Below are 23,059 nucleotides of genomic sequence, written 5' to 3' on the forward strand. Positions count from 1 at the left end.
TTTTTTTCATAGATTTTGGATTTAGTTAACGAACTGATTAAGGGTAAGGACAGATTTTCGATCTGTCCTTTTTCTTTTAATATTGGAACATGAAAAATTTTGATTCATCTATAAACATTGTATCAATTAATCTGTTTTCTAAGCAAAATTAAACTATGGAAAATCTATTTTTAAAATACATGGGTGTTCGCGAGGGTAAACAGAAAAAACCTCAAAAGCATGTGAGCAATCCCGGCCCGGTCATTACGATATCAAGAGAATACGGATGTCATGGTAAGCGAATCGCAAAAAAACTGGCCGAAGTTTTAACTGCAAAGAGTGAGGCCAGTGGCGAAAACAAAGAATGGCGTTGGATCAGTAAAGAGATTCTTGAAGAGTCAGCTAAAGAATTGAAACTTTCATCAACACTTGTTAAAGAATTAAGTGATTACAAACACAGTCATTTCTTTAAAGATTTAGCTCTGTTTTTTAGTGAAGATTTCTATCCTGGAGATGCCACCATTAAGAATACCATTGCCAAATATATTCATGATGAAGCAGTGCAAGGTTATGTTATTGTAGTTGGGCGCGCAGGAGAAGCTATTACTAAAAACATAGACCGTTCTTTTCATGTAAAGTTGGAAGCTCCAATTGAGTGGCGGGCCGAAGTTGTTGCTGAAGAAGAGAATTTAAATGTGAATGATGCAAAAAAAGAATGCATTGTACAGGATAAGCGGAGAGAACAGTTTCGTGATTATTTTGAAAAAGGTAAAAAGGATATAGATTTTTTTGATGCTATCTTAAATTGTAAGGCACTTACTGATGACGAAATTTTAGAGTTGTTGGTTATTATATGCGAAACCAGGGGTTTTATTTAAATCAACTAATTAACAAATAACTAAAAAGCCACTTTTTGAGTGGCTTTTTAGTTATCCAGTGTTTTGACATTAATCGATTAAGATCATTCTTCTTTCAGCTTTTTATGGATTCCATAAAATAGAATCAGGCTCAAACCACCCCAAAGTAATACCATTGATAAGTATGCCATCGGTTCAGGAATATTGGTATTCACTTCGAGCACACTGCCTAATAAAACTCCTATAGCTAATCCGACTAACAACATGCCGTACTTTAAACTGAGGTAATGCTTTGGTTTTCCGTATTCAAAGATGGTGGCTTCCTTACCAGAAGCAATTAACGCAGTTCGTTCAATTCGTCTGTTTCTGAAATAAGCTAATGAAATAATTATAGCAGGTATTCCACCGAAAATAAAAATAATAGCTAATGCACCTTCCATAGTTTTATATTTTAAAGTTTTACATTTTTTTAAAGCTTTCTCCCGGAGCGTTCACTTGTTGGACTACAGTACCAATATGTCGGTTACAGAATTTTGTAAATATTTTTTATAATTTCCTTAAAACTAATTTATAAGCTGCTTCATTTATTTGCCATCGTTCAAGTCTCTGTGTAAATTGTTGAATAGATTGTAACCTATTTAATAATGGCAGCGTCCTATTGGTGAATGAGTGATATAGCCGACATAGCGTTAATAAAAAGCATCCGCACGGGAGATGCAACTGCTTTTTCGCAAATAATTGATAAGTACCAGCATATGGCCTTTACACTAGCCATTAGTATTGTTAAAAACAAAGAGGAAGCTGAAGAAGTAACGCAGGATGCCTTTTTCAAAGCTTATAGGGCAATTGATCAATATAAAGGCGATGCAGAGTTATCAACGTGGTTGTATCGAATCATATATAATACAGCTATTTCAAAACTAAGGAGTAGAAAACCAGAGACAGCCAACCTGGATAGTAAGGAAGTCATTGAGAAAGATGCTCAAAATTTTGAAGATAACTTAAACCGTTTAGAAGTTCAAGAGCGTAAGAAAGTATTGAAGAAAGCACTTGGGCGATTAAAGGAGGAGGATGCATTTATTGTGATTCTGCATTATTATAAAGAACAGAGTATAGAAGAAATTGAGCAGGCAACCGGCTTGGGTAAGTCGAATGTGAAAATCAAACTACATCGGGCCAGAAAACAGTTACAGAAAGAGTTAAAGCTGATTTTATGCGATGAATTAAAGTCTTTTATTTAATTTTAGAACCATGAAAGAGGAAGAAGCAAATAAGGATAAGATAGACGACCGGTTAATAAGAGACTTGTTTAATGATTTTGAACCAGATCAAGCACCTGAGTCGTTAAAGCAAGACACGATGAACCGTGTACTTAAAGATTGGACTGAAAATGCGGTTGCTTATAAACCCATTATTAATAAGCAAAACAGACTATGGTTACTGGGAGGTTTTGCAGCCTTATTGGCAATTACCTTTATGGTGGATGCCTCGGTATTAATAGAATATTGGAATCAATTAAATATTGATACATCAAGCATTGATTTCTCATCAGTTGGTAGTGGCTTCGACTATGTAGGAAATGTTATTATGAGCCTGCCATCTATTTTGTACTTTATTGCGATTGGAATTTTAGGCTTATTAGGTATTGATCATTTGTTCAGTAAATTATCGAATATCTAAAAGTTATTACAGACATAAAAAAGAGCGAATCTACATTGCAGATTCGCTCTTTTTCTATCATTATTTCGAAATTATCAAACTACTCCCAGTAAATTGAAAAGAACAAAAATGTAATGGGCCGCCACTCCTGCTAAAAGCCCACCAATAGTGTGAGCCAGTAAAGCTTTCGATGTTAATTCACGGAAATTAAGAGTATCAAGCATCGCAGTGTGCGTACTCAGGTAACCACTCCAACACATGCCCATTGCTGTAAATACAGCTATTTCATTACCACCCACAATACCTTGTGCGATAAATGCCTTCACCATCGAAAGAGCTGCGCCAACTGCACCTAATGATGTTACAGGAAAGGCAATTAGCTCTGGATATTTGAATCCAAACAGCCAGTCAAACAGCCAGTCGATAGAACCGGCAAGTTTAGGTAGGATAGGAACACCTTCATAAGCCAATCCCTGATAGCCAATAGCAGCATCAGCAGGTTTGAAGGTAATCACCATCACGATGGTACTAATCACCAAAACACCAGGAATAATAGCCAAACCAAGGTTCACTCCTGATTTTCCACCATCCAGCATGGCATTTAGAAAACGCTGAAAATTACTTCCTTTACTTTCGAATGAAATTTTCTCTTCATCACCATTGCCTTTAAATTCTTTATCTGCAGGAATTTTACCTCTAATCAGATATTGCATCATACGCGTTGAAATGACCGCTCCAATAACAGCTCCTGCTAATCCAATCATAGCACCGGAGAAGAATCCTAATCCTGTCATAAAAGCCAATACGATCAAGCCCATTCCAAAGGCAGTGCCAAAGTTGGTAAGTGAAATCAGTTCGTGTGTTTTAAAATACCGGCTAAAGTTTTTATCATTTGACAAACTGATAATAGCCGGGTTATCAGAAAAGAAAGTCATCAATCCGGCAAGGGCACTTACACCTGGCAGATTGAATAAGGGACGCATTAAAGGAGCCAGAAGAACCTCTAACAAACGAACAACACCGAACTCGATCATTAATCGACCTAAAGCTCCGGTTAGTACCGTGATTCCCATAATGAAAAATACAGTATTCATTAAAAGATCATGGGCAGTTCGCATTAAGGTGTTTAGTAAATTAGTTACCCCCATTACATGTCCGAGGTAGCCAAAGAAAGCCCCAAAAAACACCAGGAAGATCAAGGCTTCGTAGCGACGACGCTCTAAATAACCTCTTTCTTTTAATTTTTTTAACGCACTCATTTTGTCTTATTTTACGTGGCAAAATTAGAAAGGCGTGAAACGTCAAAACAAGACGAAAATCACCATTTAAAGATTTTTTTCATGAAATAAATCAGTATAATAACTGATTTTTTTGTCCGGCAATGGCTGAAACTCTAAACGAGCGTTTCTTGTTATAAAAGAAGCTCAAGTTAATTTTGTGATTGAATAAGATATGATTTGAAGTTTAAATGCAGAATATAGAACCATATAGCCGGTGGGAGAATATTTATCAGGCTAGCACTGATCCCAAATCTATTTTCTATGGAGAAGAGCATAATGCTTTTCTCCATAGAAATACAATTTACAATCACTATATCCATCCTAAATGGGATGAATGCGGATCAAAGACGCTTTATCTGAAAATTCTGTTTGTCAACTATGATCTTGGTTTTGCAATTATTGAATTGATGGGCGAATGGAATGATTGTCTTTATAATGACATTATGCATCTGAAGCGAACGGTGATAGAGAATCTGGAAGATAATGGCATTCAAAAGTTTATTTTAATCGGAGAAAACGTACTCAATTTTCATTATTCAGATGATTCTTATTACGAAGATTGGTTCAATGATCTGGATGACGGCTGGATTATTGCTATTAATTTCAGGCAGCATGTGCTGGAAGAGTTTGATAAAATTAATCTCAATTACTACATGCTTTATGGTGGAAAATTAAATGCTGTTAAATGGAGAACACTATCGCCAATAAAACTATTCAATGCCATTAATGAGTATGCAAATTCGGCATTAAATCCTTAACAATAAAAAAGCCTGTCTGGGGAGACAGGCAAAGAAACATTCTAAGAAAAAAATTCTAACCTAAACCTCACACACATCCGAATGTTTCTATATTTGGGGACCAGGAGAGCCGTTTATATTAGATTCAGAAGCTAAATTACATCCTTATTATTTGGGTGTCAAGTATGCACCTCGAAAAAAAAAGATTTTTAACACTTTTTTTACAATTAACTGTTTATCTAAGCTCTTCTTTCTGTAAGAAAGGTCGAATTGTTATTTTTGCAAAAAAATGACAAAAGTGATATATCCCGATAGTTTCGAAGATAAGATTAAATTTACCCGTATTCGTGAGTTGGTAAAAGAGAGTTGTATGAGTGCTCTTGGGCGTGAAGTGGTTGATGAAATGCATTTCAGCACCAATTTTGATGAGGTGAGTCTTAATCAGTTGCGAACCAATGAATTTAAAAAAGTATGTCTTGAGGAGGATAATTTTCCAACTGGTTACTTTATTGATGTGCGTGAACCATTGGCTCGTATTCGAACAAAGGGACGGTTTATGGAAGAGAGCGAACTTTTCGATTTGAAGCGGTCGCTATCAACTATCAACGATATTTGTCGTTTTTTCAATAAGAAAGAAGAAGAGGATTATCCCAAATTAAAAGAGCTGGTTGCTGAAGTGGCCGTGTTTCCTTTTATCCTGGATAATATTGATGGTATACTCAATAAGTTTGGTAAGATAAAAGATAATGCTTCGCCTGAACTGGCTCGCATTCGTAAAGAAATATTTAATAAGCAAAACAGCATCTCACGAAAACTAATCGCCATACTGAAACGAGCCAAGCAGGATGGTTTAGTAGAGGCTGATGTAACGGTTTCGATACGGGATGGACGAGCAGTTATACCTGTACCGGCAGCAAATAAACGTAAGCTGGGTGGTATTGTTCAGGATGAGTCTGCGACAGGAAAAACTTCCTTTATTGAGCCGGCCGAAGTGGTTGAGATCAATAATGAGGTCCGTGAACTTGAATACGCCGAACGCCGAGAGATAACTCGCATTTTAATTGAAATGGCTGATGTGATTCGTCCCTATATCGACGATTTGTTTGAATCGTATCGTTTCATGGGTACCATCGATTTTATTCGCGCCAAGGCACGATTTGCTATTAGCATCAATGCTCTGTTACCCAACTATAAAAAACAACAGAATTTTGTTTGGAAAGATGCTGTCCATCCATTGTTCTACCTTCAGCATAAGGCGGTTAATAAAGAGGTGATTCCTCTTAACATGGAATTGTCATCACCCAAGCAAAGGATTTTATTGATATCAGGGCCCAATGCAGGTGGTAAATCAGTTTGTTTGCAAACAGTTGGTTTGGTGCAATACATGTTTCAGTGTGGCCTGTTAGTGCCGATGGATGAAGGCTCCACAATGGGCTTTTTTAAGCACATTTTTATCGATATTGGTGATGAACAATCCATTGAGAATGATCTGAGCACCTATAGTTCGCACCTGTTTAATATGAAGCACTTTTTGCGATATAGTCAGAAACAGACCTTGGTGTTAATAGATGAATTTGGAACTGGTACGGAACCTATGCTGGGCGGAGCGATTGCCGAGAGTGTGCTTGAACAATTGAATCAGCAAAAGGTATATGGGGTGATTACTACTCATTACACCAACCTGAAGCATATGGCTTTTCAAACAGAAGGGATCGAGAATGGAGCCATGTTGTTTGACACCGGACGGATTATGCCACTTTACAAATTACAAATTGCACAGCCAGGCTCTTCCTTTGCTTTTGAGATAGCCCGTAAGATTGGATTGCCTGAAAACATTCTGGTAAGTGCCAAAGAGAAAATTGGTCAGGAGCATGTAGACTACGATAAAAACCTGCGCGAGATTGTCCGGGATAAGCGCTATTGGGAGCAGAAACGTAATACCATACGTATTAATGAGAAAAAGCTGGCTGATGTATTGGAGCGTTATCAGATGGATCTTCAGAATATAAAGAAAGAGCGCAAAGAAATTTTGGATAAAGCCAAAACGGATGCAGAATATTTATTGTCGAATGCCAATAAGGAAATTGAGAACACCATTCGAACAATAAAAGAAACGCAGGCTAACAAGGAAAAGACTAAATTGGCCCGGCAGAAACTAGAAGGCTTTAAAGAATCAGCAATTGACAAAAAGGCGAAGGACGAAAAAATTGATAAGAAAATTCGTCAGATAGAAGAGCGGGAGAAACGTAAGGCGAATCGAAAAAATAAGAAGCAGGAGGAACAAGAGATTGCAGCCCGAATGCGTCCGAAGAAAGAAGAATTACCAATACAGGTAGGTGACAATGTGAAACTTAAAGGACAGAATACTCCTGGTGAAGTTCTGAAAATTCAGGGCAAAGAAGCAACGGTAGCCTTTGGAAGCCTGAGTACCACTGTAAAGTTATATCGATTGGAGAAAGTTAGTCAATCGGCTGTTAAGCGCTCTAATATTACCAATCCGAATGCTTCCGTTTCAAATGTGGGTGATAAAGTACGTGAACGAAAACTCACTTTCAAACCTGATATTGATGTTCGAGGTAAACGAACAGAAGAGGCCATACAAATGGTATTGAATCACTTGGATGAGGCGGTGATTTGTGAAATACCGGAGGTGAAGATTCTACACGGGAAGGGCAATGGTATTTTAAGAATTATGATTCGTGAGCAGTTGGATACCTTACCTTTTGTCTCTTCATTTCGTGATGAGCATGTCCAACACGGTGGAAGTGGAGTGACTATTGTTTATCTTGATTGATTTTAATAATTCTTTCCGAAGTATTCTTACGGATCGCATCTTTATTGCACAATGGATATAAAGATGCGATCCGTAAAAAAGGTGTGGCTGCTTACTGCTCGCTATAAACCTCTTTTTCATAGTATCGGCAGAAATCTTTCAACCCACATCGACCACACCTTGGTTTTCGCGCAATGCAAACATAGCGACCATGTAATATTAACCAGTGGTGAGCAATAGGCAACAATTCTTCAGGGAAATATTTAACCAGTTGTTTTTCGGTATCTAAAGGAGTTTTAGAGTTGGTAGTTAAACCAATTCGTGCTGCCACTCTGAATACGTGTGTATCAACCGCCATGGCAGGCTTCTCATAAACAACAGAGGCTATCACATTGGCCGTTTTCCGTCCAACGCCCGGCAGTTTCTGCAGTTCCTTGATATCATCTGGCACAATGCCTTTAAAATCCTCAATGAGCATTTTTGCCATACCCACCAGATGTTTGCTTTTATTGTTGGGATAACTACATGATCGAATCAGTTCAAAGATATCTTTAGGAGTTGCCAATGCCATATCTTCTGGTTTAGGGTAACGTTCAAAAATGGCAGGTGTCAGCATATTAACACGTTTGTCCGTGCATTGGGCAGATAGAATAACAGCTACTAATAGCTCATACGGACTGGAATAATGCAACTCCGTTTCAGCCACTGGCATATGTTCCTGAAAGTAGTCAATAACCTTATTGTAGCGATCTTTTTTTAGCATGTTATAGTTTTTATCTGAGGCAAAATTATTGATTTAATCATCAAATAAGTCATATGGTGAAAGCTTATCTCTATGGGGATTGGGCTTAACTTATCTCCAAGAGAAGCATATTTCTCCCTGAAGAATTTACAGGTTCATCAGCTTCAAACCAAAATAAATAGTACGAGGACGTGCAGGACCGTAAACGTAGTTACTATCACGGTTTTTACCAATATCAAAGTCGTCCTGGTAAGCATTAAACAGGTTTTGAACACCGCCAAAAAATTCGACTCCAACACCAACATAGCGCCAATCCAAGGCGTAGCTTAATTTAATATTGGTCTCCATAAACGAATCAGTTTTTACTAATTCATCCTCAATTGGATTACCGGTTGTATCTTCTGGTCCGGCACCAAAATGAGGCACCAGCATAGAGCCAGTATAAACACCAGATAAGGCTGCTTTAATACCCCAAACCGGGTTGTAAGTTAGGGTGTAGTAGCCATATTGTTCAGGTGTTCGCAAGTAGTCTCTGGTACCTTCAATGCTTTCTGACCAATTAACTACTTCATCGAATTTACTAGACTGGATGGTGTATCCGGCTTCCAGTTGCCACAATTTGTTATAATTGGCACGTGCCTCTAATGTAACACCTTTAACGGTTGAATTACTTCCATTACGCTTTTCAAGAATGGTATTACCTTGTTCATCCTCCCCGTCTTCTTCAAGTATAAATGCATCAAATAAAGTTGTATAGAATCCTTCCAGTGTGATACCCCAAATGTATTTCTCGTTTGGTTTATCGTAATTGATGGAAGCGCTCCAGCTTTGCGAGCGTTCTTCCTTTAAATCTTCTGCCAGCTGAATACGCTGGATGCCACCACCGGCAAAAGCAATATGCATATCGGCATCAAAGGCTTGCGGCGCACGGAAACCTGTTGACCAACTACCTCGCAATTGCATACCATTTTGCTTGTACAGCAATGATACTCGCGGACTGAATATCAGCTTGTCCACCATATTATGCTTATCTCCCCGAACACCTGTTAACAAGTTCCACTTTTTAGTAATTTCCCAGTCGCTCTGGATATAAGCGCCAGTATTGCGCGTGGTTTGATCCAAAACGTAATTATAGGCCTTAATCTCATCAAGTACCATATCATAATTGTATTCGGTTCCAAAAGTCAGGTTATTTTTACCACCCAAAAAGTAAGGTAGCATATGGTTTAATTGAACACCTCCCATGTAGGTTTCATTTTCAGTTATGCCATAAGGTGGAGTTTCCAGGTGATCCTGATATCCATCATCATCAACTTCCGGCTTGATGCCGGTATAATGGTCACGGTCTGTTTTTTGTCCGGCAATATACACATCCAATGATGACAGGTTATCGTTAAACGAAAAGCTATAATCCAAACCTCCCATTAATACATTATGGGTGCGTTCTTCTGACTGTTCGGCCAGGTATGCTGGTAAATCTTCACGATCACCACCACGTCGGTACTCATATAGGCTTGAGAAGCTGGCTTCGAGTTTATGATTTGGCGCCGGAAGCAAGAAAGAAGTGAAGCCAAATGAATTATTCTTTAATTTGGGCAGTTCACTAAACCCATCATCGTTATGATCGTACGATTCACGATTACGGTTGGTAGCAAATAAAGTTAAGCCTGCGTTTTTTCTATCGGATAGGATACCGGCATTGGCAAATATCTGGCTATCGCTGGCATCGCCATTAATTACTGATTGCGTGGTTGAGACCGAAAAGCTGCTTGATTCCGGCACCTTAGTAATCACATTAACGGTTCCGCCAATGGCACCAGCACCATAAAGAGCCGACCCGCCGCCACGCACCACTTCAATACGCTCAATCATATTGGTAGGGATTTGTTCCAGACCATATAAACCTGTAAGAGGACTAAAAACCGGGCGGCTATTAATTAATATCTGTGAATAAGCACCACCTAGTCCATTCATACGTAATTGTGTGTAGTTGCATGTCTGACAGTCGGTTTCCATACGAAGGCCGGGTTGAAATGCCAGTCCTTCAGACAGTGTACCGGCTTGAAGCATCTCCAGCTTTTTCCCTTCCATTACATTAACCACAACCGCAGATTCAGTTTTTCTTTTAAAAGTTTTAGTTCCTGTCACCACAACATCATCTAATGACATGACCTGTTCTTCCATCACAAAATTGACTTCTTGCGATTGACCTTTGACAATGATTACTTTCTTTTCAACAGGTTTGTATCCCATTAAGCTAGCAACCAATATGTGTTCTCCAACTGGCAGGTTGGTGAGCATATAATGGCCTGATAGGTCAGTCATAGTGCCGTGTTGAGTATCCTTAAGGAAAACGCTAACAAATGCGAGGTGTTCGCCCTCAGCCTGTACATCACCAAATATATTTGCATCTGTTTTTTGGGCATGCACAATTGTGCTCGTTGTTACGATTAAGATTAAAAGGTTGATTAGTTGTTTCATTACCGAAGATGTGTTTTGATATTTAGTTCATCAATTAAAAACATCCTTCAATACGAAAAGTTTAGATAGAGGCAATAATCAGATTATAAAAAGGTAGATGGCCGAAGACTGGAGATTGAGTTTCGGGTTTAGAGCCCAAAAGTGTTATGTTAAACTCAATCGAATATCCACTTAGCACCTGGCCTTGTTTTTTTAGTTCTGGGTACAGCCCGTGTCATTTCCACAAATCAACACTTCGACAAATAATCAGCTTTAAAGAAATAACAATAAGCTAACAGCCATTACTGCCATTCCTGCAAACAAACCATAAATTGACAAATGGTGCTCACCATATTCGCGAGCGGAAGGTAATAATTCATCCAGGCTGATAAATACCATAATACCGGCAACTCCTGCGAAAATAATCCCAAAGGTCAGGGGTGTCATAAATGGCATAAGGATTAAATAACCAATCAATGCACCAATGGGCTCTGATAAGCCTGATAAGAAACTTAATCGAAATGCTTTACGCCGACTGCCTGTAGCATAATAAATGGGTACAGATACTGCAATACCTTCAGGGATATTGTGAATGGCAATGGCCACAGCAATAGCAATACCCAAGTTTGGATCTTGTAGGGCAGCGGTAAAGGTAGCCAATCCTTCAGGGAAGTTATGGATACCAATCGCCAAAGCAGTGAATAAACCCATACGCATCAGTTTTTTATCGCGGGCTTTGGGTTTTTTATCCATTTCTTCAATAGAATGCAATTCATGAGGGTTTTCTGCCGATGGAATAAACTTGTCGATTAAAGCAATAAAAAGTACACCACCAAAGAATGCAATTACTGTATACCAGGTGCCTGGATATTCTCCATAGGCTTCAACAAGGGTATCTTTAGCTTTAAAGAATATTTCAACAAAAGATACATATATCATAACACCTGCCGAGAAACCCAATGAGAGGGCTAAAAAACGAGTATTGGTTCGTTTGGCAAAAAAGGCCATGGCACTTCCAATACCAGTGCTTAAACCAGCAAATAAAGTAAGACCAAAAGCAAAAAGTATATTATTAAATTCCAAAGAGTCCATTATAATGTTGTTAAGGCCTAGATATAGATATTATTGATATTTCAAAGGCGAAGGTAATAGTATTTTGTGAATGAATAATAGGTAAAAAGCGAATGAATTAGTTTGACTTAAGCAGGCTTTTTATAAACGGCATTATTTGACGGATAAAAGGTGTGGAATTTTGTATTAAAATATTCGAAAAACTTAACTGTTCATGCATATTTTTCATACATTGCAATTTTTTAATAATTAACCTAGATCAATATGAAGGAATTAGTTCCGTATGTAAATCTGGAAACCGTTAAAGATAAAAACGGTAAGATTGAGAAATTTGTTGTAAGAACCGTATCTTACTTACCTAAAGATAGTACGGTTACCAAAAGCGGAGAAGGCGAAGTAGCTGACAATATTTATTACCGTCCTTTAACCATTAGCTACGATGGTACATCAAGTGAATTTGATTATTTTGATGTGGATTTTACCATTGAACGTAAAGACGTTGGATTATTAGAACGTGGAGTTAATGTAAAATGTGATTTAAAAGTGATGGCATCAATGCTTAATACTAAATCAGGAGATCCTGAAGATGAAGGTATAATTATCGAGTACAATACATGATTAAAAATAAACATATAAAAGTCAGAGCCATTCATATGGTTCTGGTTTTTTGTGTCTTATTGATAGAGGCCAATTCAAATTTCTTATTAGCAAATCAAAATGGATTTAAACAGGATAATATAATTAGTGAATTGAATATTCTTTTAAAGGATAATTTGGATTCTATGATTAACCTTTTTAAGACAAAAATAGAATTAGGTGATACAGTATATTTATCAAGTGTTAAAAATGCACAAGACAAACCCACTAATGAATTGGTTAGGAATTTGATATTATATGCCCAAGCTGTATGTTTATTGGATGATAATAATCTGAATCATTGTTCAGATAAGCTTAATGAGGTACTACCATACTTTGTAAATAGTAATTCCCCTGAAATATTAGTTCGAATATATCAGACAAAAGGGGAGTTAGAAACTAACTTAGGAAATTACTTAAAGGCTCAAGAGTATTTTTTAATCAGTTTAAGATATTTAGATGAGAACAATGAAACTATAAGAGGTGCCTTAATTAGAAATAGGTTAGGTTTAAATTATTTGAACCTAAAAAATTATGATTTGGCAAAGGAAAATTTTGATAATGCAATTAATATTGCTCAAAAAATACAGAATAAAGAATTACAATATAGATTTAAAATTAACTTAGTATCTGTCAATCTTTTTCAAAAGAACACCCCTAGTGCGATTAATATTTTGAATGGATTGCTTGGCTCTGATTATTGTTCTTTAAAGGATTCAGCAACATTCTATTTTAATTTAGGGACTTCTTATTTAATTGAAAAAAACTATCCATTTGCAAAAGAATATTATGACAAATGTTATGCTCTACGAACAAGATTGAGGGATCATAAAGGAATAGCAAGAGTTCATAACAATCTTTCAAAAATCTATTTAAGTGAAGGTAATTACGACTTAGCTTATCAACATTTAAACAGATGTTATAGGTTGGCAGAAAACATTAATGATGCTCAATTGCTGTATGGAAGTTCATATAATTTGTTAGATTATTTTATTTTAACAAGTAAAAAAGATTCAGCAAAAAAATACTTAAAGATATATACAAACCTTAGAGATAGTATAAAGAATATCAATATTCAGACTGAGCTTGTTAAACTTGATAGAAAATATAAGACTCTTGAAAAAGATACTCAGATAACACAACTTCAACAAGAAGATGCTCTAAATCATGCTCGCCTTAAAACTAAGAATATCCTAATTGCAGTTATTGCAGGTTTCTTATTAATACTGTTAGTAGTTGGTTATTTGATAGAACGCCAGCGTAAGGAACTGGCACAATCACGGAGGCGGTTAATGCGTCAAAAGGAAGATATAACCGGAATGAATGAGCAATTACGGGTATCTAACTTGGCTAAGGATCGTATTCTTTCAGTTATTGGGCATGATCTCCGCGGACCTGTTGGTGGCTTAAAGGAGCTGATTGAATTGTATATGGAACTGCCCGAACATGATCCTCAGGATATTCAAAACCTCCTAAAAGCTGCACGCGAAGCTTCAACCAGTACTTACCATCTGCTTGAAAACCTATTAAGTTGGGCCAACTCACAACGAGGTGATATCGTTTTTAATCCGGTGGCAACACCTCTTCTTCCTTTAGTCAGGCAAACCGTTCAGTTATTAGATAGCTCTATTAATCCTCGTCAGGTTACCTTTGAGTATGATATTCCTGAGGCTTTGGTGGTTCATGTGGATATGAATATGCTCCGAACCATTATTCGTAATTTGGTGTCGAATGCACTAAAATATTCTCCGGAACAAGGCGTAATTAGAATTATAGCACTTGAAGAAAATAGCAGCCTTAAGTTTTGTGTCTGTGACCAGGGAATGGGAATGAGTGCGGAAGAAACTCAAGATATTTTTAAAAAGAAAGAAACCTACTTCATTGGCTCAGAAATGACCGCTAAGGGTACTGGTTTAGGATTAATTCTCTGTAAAGAATTTGTGGAGCGCCATGGTGGCAGTATATGGATTGATTCCGAGGAGGGTAATGGTACGCAAGTATGGTTTAGTATACCGCAAAAAAGTGTAAAAGGTGCCGTTTTGACTCAATTACAATCTACTTCTGTGCAATAATTCCAATTTCAATCTTGATAATTCCTGTTTAGAATCATCTTATTTTCTCGAATTAAGTTGGAAGGTATCTGCTTTTTTGCAAAGTTTATTATAATTTTATAGGCAAGAGATAAGCTAAAAGTATCACATCTGTGAATAGTTTTAAGTTGCAAGTCGGTTAATATCGCATTGAATAGCGGTTCTTTATTTGTTGTAATTATCTAACGTAAAACTTGAGCTATGAAGAACACCTCTGAACTTATCGATCGTATCATCACTTTGTTAAGGGATGATTACAGTATTTATATTCAGCGAAGTAATGCACGAATAGTAGCGATTCCGAATGATGAAAGGCTAATGGAGTTTATGGATTTTGCAGATATGGATGATGAATTATTATATACAGAAATAGAGGAAAATCCATCAGCATTCTTCAAAATAGAACCACTGACATCAAGAGAGGAATTTAATATCATGATGGACTTTGCAGATGACCAGGAGCGTTTTCAGTCTGTTATATTGGTTAAGGCTCTAAGAACGAATCATCCCTTTGAAGTATTCAAAAAACAACTGAATAAATTGGGCGCAACAATGGTTAGCTCATGGCATCAATATTATTCCGATCGCTTAAGGTGTATACTAAGAAGCAGGCTCTGTCGCGAGCATATCCACCTGCTACACGAAAATTGTAGTTAAAACCTTTACCATCTATTTAGAGGCACTATGATTACAACTTGTCTTCTTATTGACACTATTTATAACTTTTCATGAGTTGAATAGCTTGCGGTTTGTATGAGGTACCGAATAAATTCAGATGATTCATTACATGATACAATAAGTATACATTTTCGCGATATTCGTAACCTTCTTTTAATGGGTTGGTTTGTTGATAATTATTATAAAACTCCGAAGTGAAACCACCAAAGAGCTTAGTCATAGCTAAATCGACTTCCCGGTGACCATAGTAAACTGCAGGATCAATCAGTACCGGACTTCCATTTTCGTCGATCATATAATTACCTCCCCATAAATCACCGTGCAATAAACATGGAGACTCTTCACTACCTTGCAATATGTTTGGTAATAGTTGCTCCAAATTTTTGAATGCTTCCTGAAATGTTCTGTCCGCATATCCTTTTTTTTCAGCCAATTGATATTGAAAAAGTAAACGTTTCGTGAAATAGAAATCCAACCAAGAGCTTTCCCAACTATTAAGTTGTGGCGTTGAACCAATATAATTATCTTCTTTAAAACCAAAAGCTTTACCAGTAAAACGATGCATGTTGGCAAAGGCTGCTCCAAAAGTGGTATAGAACCCGGTAGATTTAATTCCGGCATTTATTTTCTCTAATAACAGAAATTCATCATTAACAAGAATTACTTCAGGTATTCTGATCGATTGGCTTTTTCTGAGTTCATTAAGACCATTGGCTTCTTTTAGGAACATATCACCTTTAAAACCTTGTTTCAAAAAGAATGAGCGTCTATCATCGGTTGAAAGAAAGGTGGTTTGAGCAATGCAGCCACCGCCCACCATTTCATGATCAACGATTCGGCACTGCAATCGATCTTCGATGTAATTTGTTATTCTATCTTTCATTTTGAATGGATTCGAGCAAACCTTCGCAAGCATCTTCAAGTATATCCAGAACTAACTCAAACCCTGCTGCACCACCGTAATAAGGATCAGGTACTGATGTGTTAGAGTGTGTGGTACAATAATCGGTCATTTTCTTAATCTTGTTTGAGTATCCATTACCTGAAGGGCACAAGTGAAAAAGATCATCCATATTCTGATCATCCATACCAATGACATAATCAAAGTACTTGAAATCATCAGGGCTTCTAACTTGTCTGCTTATGCTGGTTAGGTGAATGTCTCGTTGCAGAGCATGTCTTTGCATTCGTTGGTCAGCAGGCTCGCCTGCATGATATCCGGTCACACCGGCAGAATCAATTTCAAATAAATCATTCATACCAGCTTTATTGACAATTGCTTTCATTACGGCTTCTGCACTTGGGCTTCTGCAAATATTACCCAGACATACGAATAGTATCTTTGTTTTATCCATTTTAAATATGATTTACCATTGAATGGTGAAATTGGCTTAAATTATCTAAACAAACTAGTTAAGAGGTTGTTTTTCTTATTGAATTATGTTTTTTTCGTTACATCTCAACCCATAATTAAACGGAAATTATTCAGAAAGAATGGCTACCTGATGCTATTCAATTACATATAAATTTTACGAAGATGGTAAAAAAACTGACAGCACTAATTATAGGATTACTGGTAACGTCTGTAGTTGATATTCAGGCGCAAGAAGATTATAAAGATCTTAATAAGAAATATAAATATACAATTGAGAAAAAGCATGAGCTTATTGATGTAAATTATGATGAGATCCGGTTTAAAAAGCGTCCGAAAAACATTATACTTTTCATTGGTGATGGTATGGGGGTTGCTCAGATTTTTGCAGGTATTACAGTTAATAATGGTTTGAATATTGAGCAGATGCCATATATCGGATTTAATAAAACACAAAGTGCTGATTACTACGTAACAGATTCAGGAGCAGGAGGTACTGCGATTTCAACAGGAAAACGAACATATAATGGAGCCATAGGTGTAGACATGAATGGCAATAAGTTGACAACAATATTGGAATATGCCGAACGTAATGGAAAAGGAACAGGTTTGGTATCAACTTCAGCTATAACGCATGCGACACCCGCCTCATTTATTGCCCATCAACCACAAAGGAGCATGTATGAGGCAATTGCCGGTGATTTTATGAACACAGATATTGATGTGTTTATTGGAGGTGGAGCTGATTTTTTTACGAAACGAGTCGACGGCCGTAATTTAGTTCTTGAATTGAATGAGAAAGGATACCATGTTGGGTACAATATTGATGAAGTTGCTAGTAAGAAAGATGGAAAATTGGCAGTTTTAACAGCTGTTGGGCATAATCGAGGATATAGAGATCGGGGAGAGATGCTCACTAAATCTACTACAAAAGCCATTGAGATACTAAGTAATAATGATAACAAAGGTTTTTTCTTGATGGTGGAAGGAAGTCAGATAGATTGGGGAGGTCACCAAAATGATGCTTCTTACGTAACTGGTGAGGTGTTGGACTTAGATAAAGCACTGGCCGAGGCTCTACAGTTTGCCATTAAAGATCGAAAAACTCTGGTGATTGTTACTGCCGACCATGAAACTGGAGGAATGACAGTTAATGATGGAAATCCGTATGAAGGCTATGTCGAAACTGGTTTTACTTCGGGAGACCACACGGCTGTTATGGTACCTGTTTTTGCTTTTGGTGCCGGAGCAGAGGAGTTTATAGGTGTATATGATAATACTGAAATCTTCGAAAAAATGTATAAGCTCTTTAAATTTAAAGAGGAAGATAAAGATTAAGCTTGTTTGCAAAATAAGATATTGAGGTTGCCATTTGGCAGCCTTTTTGCTTTTATGGATTCGTACTAAAAAATATTGGCTGTTAAGATTTTTTTTTACTTTTACTTTCATAAGTTTTAAAAGTGAATCAAATCAGACAGCCTCACATCAATAACGGCAATATTGAAAGGCAGGAAAATGTGTATAAATATTTGTTTGAAACCTATTATCAACGTTTATGCGCATATGCCTTGCGCTACGTGGATTCCAACGACGTAGCAGAAGATATCGTGTCGGATACATTCTTTAAGATGTGGCAAAAGGGAGACATCGTCATTTCAACTTCCATTCAATCGTACCTTTTTCAAGCTGTTTATAATAACTGCATGTACTACATCAGGCAACAACATAGCGAAAGAAAAAAGTATAAATTAGCTCAAAAACAATATGAAAATGAAACTGCCTTTAGGTTGCTGGACGATTTTAATGAACATGACAGCTTGATAATAAAGGAAGTTGAGGAAGCAATTGAGGAAGCAATAAAGAAATTGCCGGAACAAGCTCAAAAGGTTTTTATGCTTAAACGTTACAAGGGTATTCGGAATAAAGATGTAGCCATTGAGCTTGGTATTTCAATCAAAACTGTTGAAATGCATATGACCCGGGCATTGAGTTTTTTACGTAATGAATTAAAAGAATACTGCCCTATTCTTTTGAGTTTGTTATTGGCTGGTATTCAATAGGTATAGTGTGTTTCTGAAAAAATAATAACAAAAACAGCTTTTTCGTACAGGGTATTAATTGTGCTATGCATCATATATGTAAACAGCGCAATTAATGGCAAATAATAAATATAACGAACGATTGATTTTTCGATACCTTTCAGGTGAGGCTAGTTCGGAAGAGTGTGAGGAACTAAAAGCTTTATTAAACGAAGATGTATCTTTTAGAAAGCACTTTATTGAGATACGCGACATTTGGAATGTTAGTAACGCAAATCAATTTGATGCGACAGGTGCTTTTAATCGTTTCCAGGAACGTATTCACAATAATAAGCCAAAAACAAATCGTTTTGTATGGCTTAAATATGCAAGTGTAGCTGCTTCAATTCTTATTGTTTTTTTTATTGGTAAAATGAGCTTGTCGCCAGAAACCGAAGAATTGATGAAGTATAGTTGTTCCACTGAGATGGGGCAACGTAAATTAGTTTTATTGCCTGATAGTACTCAGGTGTGGCTTGGTGGCGAAACCGTTTTAACATATACTTCCGATTTTAACAAAAAGCTCAGAAAAGTGAGTTTGTCAGGAGAAGCTTTTTTTGATGTAACCCATCAGCCCGACATACCTTTTGTCGTTATTTCGGAAGATCATGCTGTCAAAGTTTTAGGAACCCGGTTTAAATTAATTGCAGCAAAGCAATCGCCAGTTGTAGAAACAGTTTTAGAAGAAGGCAAAGTTCATGTTTCCGTATGCGGAAAAGATTTAAGCTGTATTTTAATGCCTGGGCAAAAGTCAGTTTTCAATAAAAAGGAAAAGAATTTACACAAAATTGAAGAACCCAATATGGCTGTTTATACAGCTATTACACAAGGACAGTTAATATTCAGGAACGAGCCGTTGTCTGTACTGTCAAAACGTTTGGAAAAGTGGTACGGGGTTGATATTGAACTTCAAGATGAGGTGAAAGGGCTGCGTTTTACCGGTGTAATTGAAAATGAAAGTCTGGAAGATATTTTAAATATAATGGCCATGTCAAACGGAATACAATTTACAAAATTGAATGGCACTATTCATATAACCATAAATTAACCATTGCCTATGTAGAACAAATAAAATGAATAAAAAAAACCGGAAAATGCTGCCACATTCTCCGGTCTTAAGAAAATTAAATCCTGTTTAAGTTGAACCTAAACATTACAAATCTATGAAATTAAAATTGGATCGTCATGCCTTTTTTGATAAGAAAAGCATGCAAAAACTTTACCTAATTATGAGACTTACAGTAATATTGTCAGTCATCAGTCTTTTGCAAGTCTCGGCAACGGGCTTTTCGCAAAAGAAAAACATAAGCATCTCATCTGAAAAGATTGAGCTGGCTAAACTATTTGAAGAAGTTGAGAAGAAAAGTGATTTCAAGTTTTTCTTTAATAACGACGATGTTGATGCATCTGTAACAATCCGAGTAAATGCCTCCAATGAAGATGTATTTAGCGTATTGGATAAAGCGTTAGAAGGTTTACCATATGTTTATAAAATACTGGATAATAACCTGATTTTTGTGCACAGCAAAAAAATGGGGAATGAAAGTATCATTCAAACTATAAAAGTGAGCGGAAGAGTCAGCGGTGTTAACGGAGAGCCACTTCCGGGTGTAAATGTTATAATTGAAGGAACAACAGATGGTACCATCACAAACATTGATGGGGAATTTGAATTAGAGATTCCATCATCAGAAACGAATCTTGTATTCTCATTTATTGGATTTGAAACCCAGATTATCGCTGTTGGAGGTCGTTCGACCATTAATATTACACTTGTTGAAGAAATGCATGACATCGAACAAGTGATGGTTGTAGCGTATGGTACAGCGAAGAAAGAAACATTTACCGGTAGTGCGGAAATCGTAAAAAAAGATGATCTGCTAAAAACCAGTTCAAATACAGTTTCTAAAGCTTTGCTGGGACGCGTTGCTGGTGTCCAAGTTGCTTCTTATAGTGCAGCAGCTGGTGATGGTGCTGCAATTAGAATCAGGGGTATTGGCTCGGCAAATGCAGGGAGTGCACCGCTTTATGTTGTTGATGGTGTAGCTGGTGCTCCCGTGCCTCGTAACGAGGATATTGAGACACTGACAATTCTAAAAGACGCAGCGGCAGCTTCTCTTTATGGATCAAGAGCAGCAAATGGGGTGATTGTTATTACCACTAAACAGGGTAAGGGTGATTCCCAGGTAAGTATAAAATACAATAAAACACTTGGATGGCGCTCAAAGAGTAAGTTTGAACTTATGGATGCCAATGAGTATATGTCGAAAGCTTGGGAAGGTTTATACAATGAGAGGAAATATTTTCCATTAAGTGAAGATAATGCAGATCAGCGAGACCCTGTTACATATGCCCATGAGGAACTTTTTAATACAGTTGGATATAATCCATATGTGAAATATACTGGAAGTGACCGTGAGGCTTATGATATGCCATTCGACGATAGTGGTAATTTAAAATCAGACGCCCGGTTATTGTATGATAATGATTGGTTAGATGAAGTTTACCGAACAAGTGATATTAATGATTTTCATGTATCCGTCAGTCGCGGCAATGATAAAGGAAATGTATATACTTCTTTAGCTTATTTTGATCAAAAAGGTATTTTGATTGGTAATGATTATAAGAAAATCAATTACACCATTAATGCCAATAACATGATTGGTGATAAAGTTGAGTTTGGTCTGAATTCAAATGCCCGTTATTTTGAAGGACGAGAAAATAGGTCACTTTGGGATGTATATACTTTCAATAATGCTATACCTATATATGAACGGGCTGGTGTTACAACCACTGATTACGATGAATCTTTATACAATTATGGCGATATCATTCATAATGCTTCTGGTAATAAGGTTTATCACTGGAATGAGGTATACTATGGAAGGGAACGTAATCCACTGGCTGAGATAGAATCTTATGAAGAAGGTTATGATGGTTTTAATGTTTTTGTTTCGCCGTATATCAACGTTAAGCCTTTTAATGGACTCACATTAAAAGGACAAGCTTCAGCAAACCTGACAAAGCGAAGTGAATCATATTTTTATCATCCTGAATATGGAGCAGGTGTAAGTGTAAATGGTTATGGTGAAAAATATGAAGAAACATACAGAACGATAAATGCATTTGCTCAGGCTACTTACGAAAAACGTATTAATCAGCATAATATCAAAGCTACTGCAGTTTACGAAGTTGAAGAGTATGAATATAAAACTGTTTCAGCTCGTGGAGAAGATTACAGTATGTGGGAAATCAACAAAGAATTAAGCGCAGCTAACGAGAAAAAATGGATCAGTTCAGGAACTGCTGAGAATGCCCGGATATCATATTTAGGTCAATTAGAGTATGGACTTCTGGATAAATACTACCTGTCAGGTAGTTATCGCCGAGATGGTTCCAGTAAATTTGGTCCTGAAAATCGTTGGGGTGATTTTTGGTCAGCAGGTGCCACATGGCGTATTTCGGAAGAGGATTTTATTAAGAACCTTGGGTTTATCAATAACCTGAAGTTGAGAGCCTCTTATGGTGTAAACGGTAATGATGGCATTGGTAACTACAAATGGCAAAGCATTTATGAAGTAGATGGTGACTATAATAACCAAAAAGCTGCGTACTTGAATCAGATAGGTAATCAAATGTTGGCATGGGAAGGTAATAAAAATGCCAATATTGCAGTAGAGTATAAATTCTTCAATCGCATTTATGGTACTGTAGAATATTATAATCGAATTTCAGATGCCCTCCTTTTATATAAAGAAATTGGATATTACACGGGAGCTCGAGGAACAAATGGAAACTCCAGAATGGAGAATGTAGGTGAAATTCAAAATAAAGGTTGGGAGATATCTTTAGGAGCCACCATTTTTGATAGCCCTAATTTTCATTGGGATACGAATTTAACATACACGGCAAATGAGAATGAGATATTAGAATGGTACGGAGATAACTGGTCAGGCGATGGTCAGACATATCGTGATGAGGGAGGCTCCATGTATAATCTCCGGATGAAAAAATGGGCCGGAGTAGATCCTTTAACAGGTGGTCCTTTATGGTACAAAGAGGTTCTTGATGCCGATGAGAATCCAACAGGTAAAACAACGGTTACAAACGATTGGGAGGATGGTTCTTATTATGATGTGGGTGATGCAGCACCTGACTTCTTTGGTGCAATCAACAACAATATCACATTCAGGAATTTTGACCTTTCTTTCATGTTTTATTATAGCGTTGGCAATTATGCCTATAATAATGTTAAAGGAATGGTTAATTCTGATGGAGCTCAACCACAGTTTAACCTCGAAAAAGAAGTCATTAACTCATGGCAGAATCCTGGTGATGTTTCTGATAACCCTATGTATGTGCATATTGTTCCGAGTCATGCCTGGTGGCGATATACACGTTTTTTACAACGATCTGATTTCTTAAAGCTCAAGTTGGTAACACTTGGGTATACATTACCTGATCAGTGGTTAGAAAAAGTTCGTCTTAAGAATGTTCGCGTTTATGTGATGGGTGAAAACTTATGGACGCTAACAGATTTTACTGGTTACGATCCGGAATTAGGTCTGAATGGAGATACCAGTGGCTGGGTTGTGCCGCCTATGACTTCTGTAACGTTTGGTGTTAATTTAAATTTCTAAAAACGCG

At 37.1% G+C, this 23,059-nt stretch carries 19 protein-coding genes; 12 read left to right on the forward strand and 7 right to left on the reverse strand.

The window, feature by feature from the left end; translation table 11 throughout:
* Positions 1-155: 155 nt before the first annotated feature.
* Positions 156-857, forward strand: coding sequence for a cytidylate kinase-like family protein (locus tag AC4MRQ_RS03205; protein ID WP_491196198.1), 702 nt, complete (start codon positions 156-158; stop codon positions 855-857).
* An 83-nt stretch (positions 858-940) separates the two neighbouring features.
* Here the strand turns inward: AC4MRQ_RS03205 and AC4MRQ_RS03210 are convergent, their stop codons facing one another.
* Positions 941-1,276: a DUF6249 domain-containing protein gene (locus tag AC4MRQ_RS03210; RefSeq protein ID WP_491196199.1), complete on the reverse strand. Its 336-nt coding sequence runs from the start codon at positions 1,274-1,276 to the stop codon at positions 941-943.
* Between the two features lie 225 nt (positions 1,277-1,501).
* Here AC4MRQ_RS03210 and AC4MRQ_RS03215 point away from each other — a divergent pair, with 225 nt between their 5' ends.
* Positions 1,502-2,077: an RNA polymerase sigma factor gene (locus AC4MRQ_RS03215; protein ID WP_491196200.1), complete on the forward strand. Its 576-nt coding sequence runs from the start codon at positions 1,502-1,504 to the stop codon at positions 2,075-2,077.
* A gap of 10 nt (positions 2,078-2,087) precedes the next feature.
* Positions 2,088-2,516 (forward strand): hypothetical protein, encoded by a 429-nt coding sequence (locus AC4MRQ_RS03220; RefSeq protein WP_491196201.1) that lies wholly within the window; start codon positions 2,088-2,090, stop codon positions 2,514-2,516.
* Between the two features lie 74 nt (positions 2,517-2,590).
* Here the strand turns inward: AC4MRQ_RS03220 and AC4MRQ_RS03225 are convergent, their stop codons facing one another.
* The gene (locus AC4MRQ_RS03225; RefSeq protein WP_491196202.1) at positions 2,591-3,754 is read right to left on the reverse strand and encodes a CD0519/CD1768 family membrane protein; all 1,164 of its coding nucleotides are present in this window, start codon (positions 3,752-3,754) and stop codon (positions 2,591-2,593) included.
* Between the two features lie 209 nt (positions 3,755-3,963).
* Between AC4MRQ_RS03225 and AC4MRQ_RS03230 the strand changes: the two genes are divergently transcribed.
* Together AC4MRQ_RS03230 and AC4MRQ_RS03235 are read left to right on the forward strand one after the other, a co-directional pair.
* Positions 3,964-4,533, forward strand: a complete 570-nt coding sequence (locus tag AC4MRQ_RS03230) for a hypothetical protein (RefSeq protein ID WP_491196203.1) — start codon at positions 3,964-3,966, stop codon at positions 4,531-4,533.
* A gap of 268 nt (positions 4,534-4,801) precedes the next feature.
* On the forward strand, positions 4,802-7,306 hold the full coding sequence (locus AC4MRQ_RS03235) for an endonuclease MutS2 (protein ID WP_491196204.1): 2,505 nt from the start codon (positions 4,802-4,804) through the stop codon (positions 7,304-7,306).
* Between the two features lie 91 nt (positions 7,307-7,397).
* Here AC4MRQ_RS03235 and nth read toward each other — a convergent pair whose 3' ends face one another.
* The 3 genes from nth to zupT all read right to left on the reverse strand — a co-directional run bounded on the left by nth (position 7,398) and on the right by zupT (position 11,579).
* Positions 7,398-8,048 (reverse strand): endonuclease III, encoded by a 651-nt coding sequence (gene nth, locus AC4MRQ_RS03240; RefSeq protein ID WP_491196205.1) that lies wholly within the window; start codon positions 8,046-8,048, stop codon positions 7,398-7,400.
* A 126-nt stretch (positions 8,049-8,174) separates the two neighbouring features.
* Entirely contained in the window at positions 8,175-10,508 is a 2,334-nt protein-coding gene (locus AC4MRQ_RS03245; protein WP_491196206.1) for a TonB-dependent receptor, read from the reverse strand.
* Positions 10,509-10,760: 252 nt separating this feature from the next.
* The gene (gene zupT / locus AC4MRQ_RS03250) at positions 10,761-11,579 is read right to left on the reverse strand and encodes a zinc transporter ZupT (RefSeq protein ID WP_491196207.1); all 819 of its coding nucleotides are present in this window, start codon (positions 11,577-11,579) and stop codon (positions 10,761-10,763) included.
* Between the two features lie 243 nt (positions 11,580-11,822).
* Here zupT and AC4MRQ_RS03255 point away from each other — a divergent pair, with 243 nt between their 5' ends.
* The 3 genes from AC4MRQ_RS03255 (at position 11,823) to AC4MRQ_RS03265 (ending at position 14,941) form a co-directional block, all read left to right on the forward strand.
* Positions 11,823-12,176 carry a hypothetical protein gene (locus AC4MRQ_RS03255; protein ID WP_491196208.1) on the forward strand — a complete coding sequence of 118 codons (354 nt, stop codon included), beginning with the start codon at positions 11,823-11,825 and terminating at the stop codon, positions 12,174-12,176.
* Entirely contained in the window at positions 12,173-14,266 is a 2,094-nt protein-coding gene (locus AC4MRQ_RS03260; RefSeq protein ID WP_491196209.1) for an ATP-binding protein, read from the forward strand. The genes AC4MRQ_RS03255 and AC4MRQ_RS03260 overlap by 4 nt, the downstream gene beginning before the upstream one ends.
* A 219-nt stretch (positions 14,267-14,485) precedes the next feature.
* Positions 14,486-14,941, forward strand: a complete 456-nt coding sequence (locus tag AC4MRQ_RS03265; protein ID WP_491196210.1) for a UPF0158 family protein — start codon at positions 14,486-14,488, stop codon at positions 14,939-14,941.
* A gap of 55 nt (positions 14,942-14,996) precedes the next feature.
* Here the strand turns inward: AC4MRQ_RS03265 and AC4MRQ_RS03270 are convergent, their stop codons facing one another.
* Both AC4MRQ_RS03270 and AC4MRQ_RS03275 read right to left on the reverse strand, forming a co-directional pair.
* On the reverse strand, positions 14,997-15,845 hold the full coding sequence (locus tag AC4MRQ_RS03270; protein ID WP_491196211.1) for a fructosamine kinase family protein: 849 nt from the start codon (positions 15,843-15,845) through the stop codon (positions 14,997-14,999).
* Positions 15,835-16,317, reverse strand: coding sequence for a low molecular weight protein-tyrosine-phosphatase (locus AC4MRQ_RS03275; protein ID WP_491196212.1), 483 nt, complete (start codon positions 16,315-16,317; stop codon positions 15,835-15,837). Before AC4MRQ_RS03275 ends, AC4MRQ_RS03270 begins: the two co-directional genes overlap by 11 nt.
* A 182-nt stretch (positions 16,318-16,499) precedes the next feature.
* Between AC4MRQ_RS03275 and AC4MRQ_RS03280 the strand changes: the two genes are divergently transcribed.
* From AC4MRQ_RS03280 to AC4MRQ_RS03295, 4 genes are all read left to right on the forward strand, one after another.
* The gene (locus tag AC4MRQ_RS03280; RefSeq protein WP_491196213.1) at positions 16,500-17,672 is read left to right on the forward strand and encodes an alkaline phosphatase; all 1,173 of its coding nucleotides are present in this window, start codon (positions 16,500-16,502) and stop codon (positions 17,670-17,672) included.
* Positions 17,673-17,794: 122 nt separating this feature from the next.
* Positions 17,795-18,394 carry an RNA polymerase sigma-70 factor gene (locus AC4MRQ_RS03285; RefSeq protein ID WP_491196214.1) on the forward strand — a complete coding sequence of 200 codons (600 nt, stop codon included), beginning with the start codon at positions 17,795-17,797 and terminating at the stop codon, positions 18,392-18,394.
* A 94-nt stretch (positions 18,395-18,488) separates the two neighbouring features.
* Entirely contained in the window at positions 18,489-19,460 is a 972-nt protein-coding gene (locus tag AC4MRQ_RS03290) for a FecR family protein (protein WP_491196215.1), read from the forward strand.
* 115 nt (positions 19,461-19,575) lie between these two features.
* A complete protein-coding gene (locus AC4MRQ_RS03295) occupies positions 19,576-23,052 on the forward strand; it encodes a SusC/RagA family TonB-linked outer membrane protein (protein WP_491196216.1) in 3,477 nt (1,158 codons plus the stop codon).
* Positions 23,053-23,059 lie beyond the last annotated feature (7 nt).

This window comes from Carboxylicivirga sp. (assembly GCF_982718395.1).